The 12,502-nt window shown below is 66.8% G+C and carries 10 protein-coding genes; 5 read left to right on the top strand and 5 right to left on the bottom strand.

All coding sequences use genetic code 11. The features are described 5' to 3' along the window. Positions 1 to 224 precede the first annotated feature (224 nt). Positions 225 to 1,526, top strand: coding sequence for an MFS transporter (locus B3E94_RS17525; RefSeq protein ID WP_286914464.1), 1,302 nt, complete (start codon positions 225 to 227; stop codon positions 1,524 to 1,526). A gap of 117 nt (positions 1,527 to 1,643) precedes the next feature. Here B3E94_RS17525 and purT read toward each other — a convergent pair whose 3' ends face one another. The 5 genes from purT to B3E94_RS17500 all read right to left on the bottom strand — a co-directional run bounded on the left by purT (position 1,644) and on the right by B3E94_RS17500 (position 4,863). Then, positions 1,644 to 2,825, bottom strand: coding sequence for a formate-dependent phosphoribosylglycinamide formyltransferase (purT, locus tag B3E94_RS17520; RefSeq protein WP_286914463.1), 1,182 nt, complete (start codon positions 2,823 to 2,825; stop codon positions 1,644 to 1,646). A gap of 76 nt (positions 2,826 to 2,901) precedes the next feature. Further along, positions 2,902 to 3,369, bottom strand: a complete 468-nt coding sequence (locus B3E94_RS17515) for a VUT family protein (protein WP_176514744.1) — start codon at positions 3,367 to 3,369, stop codon at positions 2,902 to 2,904. A gap of 128 nt (positions 3,370 to 3,497) precedes the next feature. Continuing rightward, on the bottom strand, positions 3,498 to 3,704 hold the full coding sequence (locus B3E94_RS17510; RefSeq protein ID WP_286914462.1) for a DUF1289 domain-containing protein: 207 nt from the start codon (positions 3,702 to 3,704) through the stop codon (positions 3,498 to 3,500). Beyond that, positions 3,697 to 4,221 carry a gamma carbonic anhydrase family protein gene (locus B3E94_RS17505; protein WP_176514742.1) on the bottom strand — a complete coding sequence of 175 codons (525 nt, stop codon included), beginning with the start codon at positions 4,219 to 4,221 and terminating at the stop codon, positions 3,697 to 3,699. Before B3E94_RS17505 ends, B3E94_RS17510 begins: the two co-directional genes overlap by 8 nt. 42 nt (positions 4,222 to 4,263) lie before the next feature. Next, the gene (locus B3E94_RS17500; RefSeq protein ID WP_176514741.1) at positions 4,264 to 4,863 is read right to left on the bottom strand and encodes a CoA pyrophosphatase; all 600 of its coding nucleotides are present in this window, start codon (positions 4,861 to 4,863) and stop codon (positions 4,264 to 4,266) included. Positions 4,864 to 4,987: 124 nt separating this feature from the next. Between B3E94_RS17500 and B3E94_RS17495 the strand changes: the two genes are divergently transcribed. From B3E94_RS17495 to B3E94_RS17480, 4 genes are all read left to right on the top strand, one after another. Further along, the gene (locus B3E94_RS17495) at positions 4,988 to 5,539 is read left to right on the top strand and encodes an NUDIX hydrolase (RefSeq protein ID WP_286914461.1); all 552 of its coding nucleotides are present in this window, start codon (positions 4,988 to 4,990) and stop codon (positions 5,537 to 5,539) included. Positions 5,540 to 5,560: 21 nt separating this feature from the next. Continuing rightward, entirely contained in the window at positions 5,561 to 6,115 is a 555-nt protein-coding gene (locus B3E94_RS17490) for a L,D-transpeptidase family protein (protein ID WP_176514739.1), read from the top strand. 160 nt (positions 6,116 to 6,275) lie between these two features. Next, positions 6,276 to 7,943, top strand: a complete 1,668-nt coding sequence (locus B3E94_RS17485) for a ShlB/FhaC/HecB family hemolysin secretion/activation protein (protein WP_286914460.1) — start codon at positions 6,276 to 6,278, stop codon at positions 7,941 to 7,943. Positions 7,944 to 7,972: 29 nt separating this feature from the next. After that, complete coding sequence (locus B3E94_RS17480) at positions 7,973 to 12,499, top strand: hemagglutinin repeat-containing protein (RefSeq protein ID WP_286914459.1); 4,527 nt, start codon at positions 7,973 to 7,975, stop codon at positions 12,497 to 12,499. Positions 12,500 to 12,502: the final 3 nt, after the last annotated feature.

The following is a 12,502-nucleotide window of genomic DNA, read 5'->3' as shown; positions in this document are numbered from 1 at the left end:
CCTGCTACCCGCACCCGGCGCCCCACGGCCAGTCCGCTCCACTGACGCGCCCCGCGGTCCTGCTTCAGCACCCCGAACAGTGCCCGCCCCCGCCCCTACCCGCCTTGGGCTATCGTCAGTCGCGCGACCACAACAATACGCTCCGGCGTCCGCAACACCGTGCCTGCCTGGGTACGCGCGGGCAAAGCCCATGGAGCACGACCAGACTGTTAGGGACCTACTTAATGACCACCAGCAGCACTTATGCCCAGGCGCCCGCCGCGCCGGTCAACTCGCCCGCGCGGGTGGCCACCGCCAGCTTCATCGGCACCGCCATCGAGTTCTACGATTTCTACGTCTATGCCACCGCCGCCGCCCTGGTGATCGGCCCGGTGTTCTTCCCGTCAGGTTCAGGCACCGCGCAGATGCTGGCGGCCTTCCTCACCTTCGGCATCGCCTTCCTCGCCCGACCACTGGGCTCGGCCCTGTTCGGCCACTTCGGCGACCGCATCGGGCGCAAGTCGACCCTGGTTGCCTCGCTGCTGCTGATGGGCGTATCGACCACCCTGATCGGTGTGCTGCCCGGCTATGACAGCATCGGTGTATGGGCCCCGATCCTGCTCTGCCTGCTGCGCTTCGGCCAAGGCCTGGGGCTGGGAGGCGAATGGGGCGGCGCAGCCTTGCTGGCCACCGAGAACGCGCCGGCAGGCAAGCGCGCCTGGTTCGGCATGTTCCCGCAGCTTGGCCCTTCGATCGGTTTTCTGGCGGCCAACGGCCTGTTCCTGACCCTGGCCCTGGTGCTCAGCGACGAGCAGTTCCGCGACTGGGGCTGGCGCATTCCGTTCCTGCTCAGCGCCGCGCTGGTGCTGGTGGGCCTGTATGTGCGCCTGAAACTCGAGGAAAGCCCGGTGTTCGCCAAGGCCGTGGCGCGCCACGAGCGGGTGAAGATGCCGGTGGTGGACCTGTTCGCCAAGTACTGGATGCCGACCCTGCTGGGCGCGGCGGCGATGGTGGTGTGCTATGCGCTGTTCTACATTTCCACGGTGTTTTCGCTGAGCTACGGGGTGACCACCCTGGGTTACAGCCGCGAAACCTTCCTCGGCCTGCTGTGCTTTGCCGTGGTCTTCATGGCCCTGGCCACACCACTGTCGGCGTGGCTCAGCGACCGCTACGGGCGCAAGCCGGTGCTGATCGTCGGAGGCCTGCTGGCGGTGGCTTCGGGCTTTACCATGGAGCCGCTGCTGACCTCGGGCTCGACCACGGGCGTGGCGCTGTTCCTGGCCATCGAGCTGTTCCTGATGGGGGTGACCTTTGCCCCGATGGGCGCATTGCTGCCGGAGCTGTTCCCCACCCACGTGCGTTATACCGGTGCTTCGGCGGCGTATAACCTGGGCGGCATCGTCGGGGCCTCGGCGGCGCCGTTCTTTGCCCAGAAGCTGGTGAGCATGGGTGGGTTGAGCTGGGTGGGGGGGTATGTGTCGGCGGCGGCGGTGATCAGCTTGATTGCCGTGCTGTGCCTGAAAGAGACGCGCGACAACGAACTGTAAGTGAAAGGGGCTGCCTTGCAGCCCATCGCCGGCAAGCCGGCTCCCACAGGCATCAGCAACCCTTGTGGGAGCCGGCTTGCCGGCGATGGGCCGCAAAGCGGCCCCCGCACTTTCAGATCAGAACTCGACCTTGACCGCTTGCGAAGCCCGGGTCGCCTTGGCCCGCGCAGCTTCCACCGATTCATCACGCGCCAGGCACACGCCCATCCGCCGCTGCCCATTGATTTCCGGCTTGCCGAACAAGCGAATCGCCGTATCCGGCTCGCTCAGCGCCGCGCCCAGGTTGGCAAAGCTGGTCTGCTGCGACTGCCCCTCAGGCAAGATCACCGCCGACGCCGACGGGCCGAACTGGCGCACCACCGGAATCGGCAGGCCAAGGATGGCGCGGGCATGCAGGGCGAACTGCGACAGGTCCTGGGAAATCAAAGTGACCAGGCCGGTGTCATGCGGGCGTGGCGACACTTCGCTGAACCATACCTGGTCGCCCTTGACGAACAGCTCCACGCCGAACAGGCCACGCCCGCCCAGCGCATCGGTGACCGCCTTGGCCACCCGCTGCGACTCGGCCAACGCTTTCGCGCTCATGGCCTGGGGCTGCCAGGATTCCTGATAGTCGCCCTTCTCCTGGCGGTGGCCGACCGGCTCCAGGAACGTGGTGCCGCCGACGTGGCGCACGGTCAGCAGGGTGATTTCGTATTCGAAGTCGATGAAGCCCTCGACGATCACCCGGCCCTTGCCGGCACGGCCGCCTTCCTGGGCGTAGTCCCAGGATTTTTGCAGGTCGGCATCGCTGCGCAGCAGGCTCTGGCCCTTGCCCGAGGAGCTCATCACCGGCTTGACCACGCACGGGTAGCCGACGTCGGCCACGGCCTTGGCGTAGTCCTCGAAGGTGTCGGCAAAGTGGTAGGGCGAGGTCGGCAGGTCGAGCTCTTCGGCAGCCAGGCGGCGGATGCCTTCGCGGTTCATGGTGAGCTGGGTGGCGCGGGCGGTCGGCACCACGTTGAAGCCTTCGTTCTCTAGCTCCACCAGGGTGGCGGTGGCGATGGCTTCGATCTCGGGGACGATGTAATGGGGTTTTTCAGCTTCGATCACCGCGCGCAGGGCCACGCCATCGAGCATGTTGACCACGTGGCTGCGGTGCGCAACCTGCATCGCCGGGGCATTGGCGTAGCGGTCCACGGCGATCACTTCGACGCCCAGGCGCTGCAGCTCGATCACCACTTCCTTGCCCAGCTCGCCGCAGCCGCAGAGCAGTACTCGGGTCGCGGTAGGCGACAATGGGGTTCCGATACGGGTCATTTCAGGTCCTCGAAGGCGTCCGGGGCCGCACCAGGCTTGGCGCAGCCCGCTGAAAAAGGACCGGTATTCTACACCATCAACCGGTGACGGCGGCCCGCCGCGCGCGAAATGCCATGGCCAGCCACACCGCGGTCACGCCGGCGAATTTCGAGGCCATGGCGGTGCCGATCACGGCCGGGGTCAGGGCGCCGATCATGCCGAAGAAGATGAAGGTGTCGACCGGGATGCTCAGCGCCGAGCTCAGCCACAGGCGGTCGCGCAGGGGCCTGCGGGTGATGCTGAACACCAGCCAGTCGATCAGCTCGGAGATGAAGAACGCCGTGGCGCTGGCCAGGGCGATGGCAGGCTCGGAGGTGACGTAGGACAGCACCAGGGCCAGCAGCATGGCGATCAGCGCGCCGTGGCCGAAGCGGGTCTGCACCATGTCGCGCAGGATGAACACCAGGCCGCCCCAGGCGGACCAGATCACGTCCAGGTGCGGGGCGCTGGAGAAGGCGTAGTTGATCAGCACTACGCTGCTGATATAGGCGATGAGATAGAACATGGGCAGGCAATCTGTGGGCAAGCCCTACAGATTAGCGCCGGCCTCTTCGCGGGACAAGCCCGCTCCCACAAGGTCCATGCTCGTCCTTGTGGGAGCGGGCTTGTCCCGCGAAGAGGCCGGCAGCGTACTCACCGCCCGATAATCAACCCCGCCGCCACTGCCCGCTCGTGGCACAGCTTAAGCACCATCCGGCGCTCGTCATTGCTCATCCGCCCCCAGCGGCCGATCTCGGCCACGGTGCGCTGGCAGCCGGTGCACACATCCTGCTCATCCAGCGCACAGATGTTCACGCAAGGCGATGCCACCGGCCGTTCGACGGCAACCGCCTCACTCATCGTCAGCCACCAGGTCGCGCGCATAGCGCTGGGCATTGTGCACGTAGTGCGCGGCACTGGCCTCGAGCATGCGCTTCTGCTGCTCGTTCAGCTCGCGCACCACCTTGCCCGGCGAGCCCATCACCAACGAACCGTCGGGGATTTCCTTGCCTTCGGGGATCAGCGCGTTGGCGCCGATGATGCAGTGCTTGCCGATGCGCGCACCATTGAGGATCACCGCATTGATGCCGACCAGGCTGTAGTCGCCGACGCTGCAGCCATGCAGCATGGCGTTGTGGCCAACGGTCACGCCCTTGCCCAGGGTCAGCGGCGAGCCCATGTCGGTGTGCATCACGCTGCCATCTTGCACGTTGCTGTCCTCGCCGATGTCGATCAGCTCGTTGTCACCGCGCAGCACCGCGCCGAACCACACGCTGGCGCGGGCCTGCAGACGCACGCGGCCGATCAGCGTGGCATTGGGTGCGGCCCAGCTGGTGGGATGGCTTTCGACCCGCAGGTCGCCCAGGCGGTATTTCATGTTCGCTCCTCAGGGTGGCAACGGCGGCGGGGTGCGCCCCGCTCAGATTTCTATATAGCGCTCGGGAGGCTGGTGCAGGCTGATGCCGGCGTCGAACAGCAGGTTCACCAGCTCGACGATCATGATCGCCGACAGCCCCCAGATCTTGTATTCGCCATAGCGATAGCTGGGCACGTACCAACTGCGGCCCTGGTAATCGATACGGTGGGTGTGGTCACGCGGGTCCTGGCGGAAGAATTCCAGCGGCACGGTGAATACTGCCGCGATCTCCGCATCATTGGCGTGGTACTCGACGAAATCGGGAATAAGGCCGACGAATGGCGTCACCTTCAGGCCATGCAGGGAAATCAGCGGGCTCAATGGGCCGATCACTTCCACCAGGCCAGGGGGCAGGCCGATTTCTTCCTCGGCCTCGCGCAGGGCGGTGAACACCAGGTCAGGGTCTTCCGGGTCGCGTCGGCCACCGGGGAAGGCCACTTCGCCGCCGTGGGTGGAGAGGCCCTTGGCGCGCAAGGTGAGGACCAGTTCGGGCGCTTCGCTGCGGGTAATGGGCAAAAGGACCGCCGCCTCGGGGAACCGTCGGTCGGTTTCCAGCGAAGCCGGTTGGTGGTTGCTCATTCGGCGAAGTAGCTCGTCCAGCATTGCGCACTCTCGTTTCCAAGGCCTGCCCAGCATGATGCACCAAAGCCACGCAGCACCCAAGCCCCGCGCGCTTGCGGCAATGCTGCCTGGCGCGCCAAGATAACCGCAAGCAAAGGGAGACAGCATGAAATTTTGCAGCGCGTGCGGCCAGCCAGTCATTCAGCGGATCCCCGAGGGCGACAGCCGCCCGCGGTACGTCTGCGAGCATTGCCAGACCATCCACTACCAGAACCCCAATATCGTCGCCGGCGTGCTGCCGACCTGGGGCAGCCAGGTGTTGCTGTGCCGCCGCGCCATCGAGCCGCGCCGGGGGTTCTGGACCCTGCCCGGCGGCTTCATGGAAAACGGCGAAACCCTCGACCAGGCCGCCCGTCGCGAAACCGTCGAGGAAGCCTGCGCGCGCGTGGGTGCGATGGCGCTCTATCAACTGTTCGACCTGCCGCACATCAACCAGGTGCACGTGTTCTTCCGCGCGGAGCTGGCCGACCTGGACTTCGCCGTCGGCGTCGAAAGCCTGGAAGTGCGCTTGTTCGAACAGCACGAGATCCCCTGGGACCAACTGGCTTTCCGCACCGTCACACGCACACTAGAATGCTATTATCGCGACCGCATCGGGCAGCACTACCCCGTAGGCCATGAGTACCTGCCACCGATGATCGTCGCGCCCATCACTTAATGCCTTCAGGGATACCGTTTCATGCGCTGGTTGCTTGCCCTCTTCTGCCTTTGCGTTACCTCGGTGTCCCAGGCGGCCTTCACCGAGACCATCATACGCAAGCCGCAACCGCCCGTGCCGCAGCAGTCGCAATCGCAGGCGGCCATGCAGCCGCTGATCGACAAGGTGCTGGTGATCAAGTCCGAGCGCCGCCTGCAGCTGATCAGCCGTGGCGAACCGCTGAAGACCTACCGCATTTCGCTGGGCAAACAACCCAAGGGCGCCAAGGAGCGCGAGGGCGACAAGAAAACCCCCGAAGGCTTGTACTGGCTCGACTGGCGCAAGGAAAGCGACCGCTTCAACCTGGCCATGCACATCACCTACCCGAACGTCACCGACGCCGCACGCGCCAGCCGTGAAGGGGTGAGCGCCGGCAGCATGATCATGATCCACGGCACCCCGATCAACGACAATTACCCCGAGTGGTACTTCCACACCCTGGACTGGACCGACGGCTGCATCGCCATGCGCAACCGCGACATGCAGGAAGTGTGGGAACTGGTACGGGATGGGACGATGATCGAGATCCGGCCCTGACAATCCGTCGTTGCAACTGAAGCTGTAGGAGCTTTCTCACTTCAGTTCCACTCCCGTCCTACGCCCGCCTAGGCACGAGACTGCATCCAGGCGGATGCGCAAATTCTTAGCATCCACGCAAACAAGTACGTGATCCGTACGCCATTTGCGGGGTGCTTCCATGCTGTTTCCATCGCGCCACATCGCCGCCTGCTGCTTGGCCGGTTGCCTGGCCCTGCCAGTGGCGCTGGCCGACGACCCTGCCAGCCAGCAACTGCGCGACCAGCAGCAGATGCAGCGCCAGCTCGAGCAACACCAGCGGCTGAAACGCTGGCAACGCCCGCCGCTGCCCAGCCCTGACAGCGGCCCTGCCACCACCCCATCCGAAAACAGCCCCTGCGTGGCAGTCACCGGCGTGCGCCTGGCGGGCAACCAGCGCTTGTCCACCCAGGCGCTGGCACCCAGCGTCGCCGACCTGGTGCGCCCGTGCATGGGCGTCAGCGACATCAACCGCCTGTTGAAAGCCATCACCCAGCGCTACGTGCAAGCCGGCTACCCGGCCAGCCGCCCCTACCTGCGCCAAACGCCCCAGGCAGGCGCACCGCTGGATATCGTCATCCTCGAAGGCTTCGTGGAATCGATCGAGCTCGGCACCGACCTGCCTCTTTCGCTGCAAGGCGCATTCCCCGACCTGCTTGGCCAACCCCTCTACCTGCCGCAGCTCGAACAAGGGCTGGACCAACTGAACCGCCTGCGCGCCTTCGAGCTGAGCGCCGACCTGCTGCCCGGCGAGCTGCAAGGCGGCACCCGCGTGCTGCTGCAGGGCCAGCAGCTGGCCCCGCGCTGGCACCTCGACAGCCGCCTCGACAACCGCGGCAGCGCACTGACCGGGCGCCACCGCATGGCCCTGGGCCTGGGTATCGACAGCCCGTTCGGCGGCAACGGCGACCTGCGCCTGACGCTGGCCTCGACCGTGCTCGACGCCCCCGGCCGCAGCCAGGGCATCACGCTCTACTACAACATCCCCTACGGCCCCTGGAGCTTCACCCTCAATGCCAGCCAACTGCGCTACGACGCGCCGATCCCCGAGGGCCGGCACCACAGCAGCGGCAACAGCAGCTACCAGGGCGTGAGCGCCGAGCGCCTGCTGTGGCGCAACCAGCACGGCATGCTCAGCGCCAGCGCCCGGCTCGACCGCAAGCAGCTCATCAACCGCACCAACGGCGCCGTGATGGCCGTCCAGAGCCCGACCCTGAGCACCGTGGAGGCCGGCCTCAACTTCCTCTGGCTCGAGGCCGGGCTGTGGAATGGCTACCTCGGTGTCGCCCAGGGCACCGACTGGTTCGGCGCCGACCGCCCAAGCCAATACGCAAGCGCGCCGCGGCCAGACTTTCGCAAGTACCGCGCCAACCTCCTGCACCTGCGCCAAGGCCCGGCACAGTGGCCGTGGCGCTGGCAGAGCGAGCTGGCCGTGCAGTACAGCGCCGACGACCTGCCCGCCGTCGAGCAACTGCTGGCCAGCGACGACTCGGCCGTGCGCGGCTTTCGCCAGCACACCTACAGCGGTGCCAGCGCCGGCGTCTGGCGCAACACCTTCAGCCAGCCACTGCCGCCAGCCTGGACCCACCCCTTGCAGGTCCGCCCCTACCTGGGCCTGGACCGCGGCTGGGTACGCCTGAACCGCAACCTGCCCGCGCAGCGCCTGACCGGCATGGCGGCCGGCATCGAGCTGAGCTTCCCGCACAACCGCCTGCGCCTGGACTACCAACGGGCCGTGCAGGCCAGCAACCGCCCCCGCCAGTCCCTGGAGCCCGGCTTCTGGGTGCTGGAGTGGGCCCTGTCCATCTGATTCACCCACAACAAAAAGAGAACAAGACCATGCAGACACTCTCGCCAATACCGTCTATCCGCCCCGACACGTTGCGTTGGGCCATCTTCCTCGCCGTGCTCGGCTCGGCCCCTGCGCTGGCGCAAGGGGGCCTGGAGGCCGCCGCAGGCCCTGGAGGTACGCCGGTGATCAGCAATGACCACGGGGTGCCGGTGATCGACATCGTCGCGCCCAACACCAGCGGCCTGTCGCACAACCAGTTTCTCGACTACAACGTCGGCCACCCCGGCGTGGTGCTGAACAACGCCACCCAGGCCGGGCAATCGCAACTGGCCGGGGCACTGGCTGCCAACCCGCAGTTCCAGGGCCAGGCCGCCTCGACCATCCTCAACGAGGTGGTCAGCCGCAACACCTCCCTGATCGAAGGCCCACAGGAAATCTTCGGCCGCCCGGCCGACTACATCCTGGCCAACCCCAACGGCATCACCCTCAACGGCGGCAGCTTCATCAACACCACCCGCGCCGGGTTCGTGGTCGGCACCCCGGAGCTGCACGAGGAGCAGCTGAAGCACTTCAACACCCTCAATGCCAGCGGCACCCTGCAAGTGCTCGCCAACGGCCAGCGCAATGCCGAGGGCGCACTGGAGCTGATCGCCCCCAAGCTCGACAGCCAAGGCCTGCTGATGGCCAAGGGTGACCTCGACGTGACCGTGGGTCGCAACCGCATCGGCCGTGAAGATGGGCACGTCATCGAGCACCTGCCCGGCACCCCGGGGAGCATCGACGCCAACCTGTTCGGCGCCATGCGCGCCGGCCGCATTCGCGTGGTCAGCACCGCTGAAGGTGCCGGGGTACGGGTGGGGCCGGTGCAGATCAAGGCCGAGCAAGGCATCACCGTGCAATCGGCCGGCGCGCTGCAGGTCCACGGCAAGGTCGAGCAACCGGGCGAGCTGACCACCGAGCGCGGCACCCTGCGCCTCAGCGCCGCCGACGACCTGACCCTGCGCGCCGTCGACGGCAAGGCCGAACGCATCGAGATCAAGGCCGGCAAGCAGCTCACCCTGGATGCCGACAGCCGCGAGCGCATCGCCCGCGAGCAGGAAAACTGGAAAAAGAAATTCCTCTTCATCACCCGCGAAACCTACGCCCGCGAACGCACCACCACCGACCACCACCTGCGCGGCACGCAGCTGCAAGCCAGCCAGGACGTTACGTTGCAGTCTGGCGCCGACATGCGCCTGGAGGCCGCCGACGTGCAGGCGGGCGGCGAGCTGAGCCTCGACAGCGGCGCCAACCTGGACATCATCGCCGGCAAGAGCAGCCAACGCGTCGAAGAGCAGATACGCCACCGCAAGGACTTGTGGCGTGGCACCACGGACACCTCCCGCTACAAGGAGTCGGCACAGGGCAGCTCGCTGCAGGCCGAGCGCATGACGGTCAAGGCCGGCGATACCCTCACCGTGCAAGGCAGCAAGCTGCACAGCCGTGGCGACCTGGACATCAACGCCAAGCACGTCGACATCGGCACCAGCGCCCTGCAGGAACAGAGCTCCCACCGCAACTACCAGGGCGATCTGGTCTCGGGCCTGTTCTTCGGCGACCGCAAAGCGGATGAAACCCAGGGCCAGCATCTGGTCGGCAGCAGCCTCAGCGCCGATGGCAAGCTGGCCATGACCGCCGACCAGGTGAGCATCAAGGGCAGCACCGTGCATGGCAAAAAGGACTCGGTGTTCTACAGCGAAAAAGGCGCCCTTGCGATCGAGGCCGACCATGGCAGCACTACCTCCACCCAACGCGACAGCAGCAGCAAGCTGTTCGGCCTGATCGGCAAGGACCATGAACGTACCGACCGCAACCAGCAGGTGCTGGTCAGCGACGTAAGCTCGGCCAGCAACCTGCGCCTGGCCAGCGCCAAAGAAATGCGCATCCGCGGGGCCAAGGTCGAGGCTGGCGGGCACCTGCAGGTCGATGCCAAGGGCGACGTGCTGATCGACAGCGCCCAGTCGCTCAGTGAAAGCGACAGCCGCAGCCAGCAGCGCGGCTTCACTGCCAGCGCCAAACAGACCCAGAACGCCGAGGACGGCAAACCCGCCTCCCGCCAGTACAGCGCCGGCGTGGGCTACGACGTGGTCACCAGCACCGGCAAGCAACGCCAAACGTCGCAGGTCGCCAGCGAGCTCAAAGGCGCAACGGTTGGCCTGAACAGCGATGGGCACCTGCAGGTCAATGGCTCCAAAGTGCACGCCACCGCGGGCGATCTGGACGTGAAGGCCAGCCAGCTGACCCTCGGCGCAACCCGCGACGAGCGCGAGTCGAGCACAGAAACCCGCCGCAGCGGTGGCGGCCTGACGGTAACCGCCGGCATCGATCGGCTGGGCAGCCTGTTCGAGGGCCATCACCAGGTCGAGACGATCACCGAGCGCGACAGCCAAGTACAACGCAGTGAACTCAGGGCCAGCGGCGACCTGAAACTCGACACCGAGCAGCTGGTCACCGAAGGCGCCCGAGTGAACGCCGGCAAGACCCTCAAGATAAATGCCGAGCGCATCGAGAACCGGGCCGTGGAAGACATTCATGAACGCGAAGAACACCGCAACGAATGGTCGGCCAGCCTCGGCGCCAGCCTGGAGTACCGCGACCTGACCCGCCCGATCGAGCGGCTGGTGCTGGGTGAGGAAGCCGCGCGCTTTCAGCAGGCCTCGCCCGAGGATGCCATGGTCGCCCCCAGCGTCGGCGCCGACATGACCATCGACCACATCAAGCGCCTGGAAAACCAGCGCCGCGGCTTTGCCCAGGTCAGCGAGCTGGCGGGCGCCGAGGTCGAGGTGAAGGCGCACACCATCGATGACCACGGCACCGCCTGGCGCGCCAACGCCGGCGCGCTGCAGATCGATGCCCAGCAACACCTCCAGCGCGCCGCCGCAAACACCGAGCAGAGCACCCTGGAGCGCCTGGCCTATGGCGGCGACCTGCGCGTGGACACCAGCACCGGCAAGGACATCAACGTGCGTGCGTCCGGCAAGGGCGGCTCCCTGGACCAGCAGGACATCGCCAGCACCGCCGTGCCCGGCAGCCTGTATGGGCAGCAGGGCATCCAGGTGCAGCTGGGCAGCGATGGCCGCTACGAAGGCACGCGCATGGACGGTGGTGACGGCGATGTGGCCATCCACAGTGCCGGCACGCTGTCGCTGCTACAGGCGACCGACCACGCCCAGCAGATCTCGCGCCAGCTCGACGGCAACGCCTGGGCCAAGCTCGGCAACCGGCCCGGCAGCACCGGCGTCGACGCCCGCGGCTACCTCGACCACGCCCAGCGCCAGGCCAGCCAGACCAAGGCCCAGGTGGCGCAGGTCGATGCCAAGGGTGAGGTGCGCCTGAGCAGCGCCGGCGACCTGCTGCTCGAAGGCACGCGCATCGGCAGCCGCGAGGCCAAGGTGGGCGATATCCTGGTGCAAAGTGGCGGCCGCGTGCAGGTCAAGTCGGCCAGCGATACCCAGCAAGCCAGCGGCACCAACCTGGGCGGCGGCCTGGAGCTGGCGGTGAAGACCGGCAGCACCCAGGGCGGCGCCATCGGCGGCCACTTCAACCACGGCAAGCAGAACGAGGACGCCCGCCAGGCGGTCGATGCCCAGGTTCACAGCACGGGCAAGCTGACCCTCGCCAGCCAGGCCCGCGAGGACATCGCCGTGCATCTTGAAGGCCTGCAAGCCTCGGCCCAGCAGATCGACATCGATGCCGCCAACGGCGGCGTGCTGATCGAAGCCTCGTCCAACTTCGAACGCCGCGACAACCTCGACATCACCGCCGGCGCCGGCTTCAACCAGGCCAAGGGCGCCACCGACACCCGCGGCCTGCACGGCCGGGCGCAGGTGAACCTGGACAAGCGCGACAACCTCACCTGGAACCCCGGCACCCTGCGCGCCGACCACATCAGCCTGAACAGCCGCGGCGATACCCGCATCGAAGGCGTCAGCCTGGAAGCCGGGCGCATCCAGGGCGCAATCGACGGCGACCTGCTCCTCGCCAGCCGCAAGGACCGCGTCGATACCCTGAGCGTCAAGGCGGACGCCCGCCTGAGCCAGGAGAAAAACCCCCAGGGTTACGTCAACGCGGCCAGCGCCATGGCCGGGCCACTGGGCGGCAAGGTCAGTGAAAAGGCAGGCTCCGCCTTGAGCAAGGCCGACCCCGGCTTCTCGCCAACCTTCAACCTGGAGGTGTCGCACGTCCAGCGCGACACCGTGGCCCAGCAAACGGCGCTCAAAGGCAGCGAAGGCATCGACCTGAATGTGGGCGGTGGCGCCCAGCTGGTGGGCGCGAAACTGCAGTCGGCCAAAGGCAGCGTCGCGCTCAACGCCAACGCAGTCACCCAGCAAACCTTGAGCGGCAATGACTACCGCCGCGACCTGTCGATCGATGCCTCCAACTCGCCGGTGGACCTGGGCACCGCCATTGCCCAGATCAGCAAAGGCAAAGGCGCGGCGGATGGCGAGAACGCACTGGACCTCGGCTTGCTGCGCACCAGCGGGCACAGCCGCAGCGAGCAGTGGGCTTCGGGCGTACAAGGCAAGCCGGACTGAAGC

It is taken from the genome of Pseudomonas sp. UBA6315 (assembly GCF_002438125.1).
GTDB lineage: Bacteria > Pseudomonadota > Gammaproteobacteria > Pseudomonadales > Pseudomonadaceae > Aquipseudomonas > Aquipseudomonas faucium.
The sequence above is the reverse complement of the archived record's forward strand: the minus strand, read 5'-3'. Positions and strand labels throughout refer to the sequence as shown.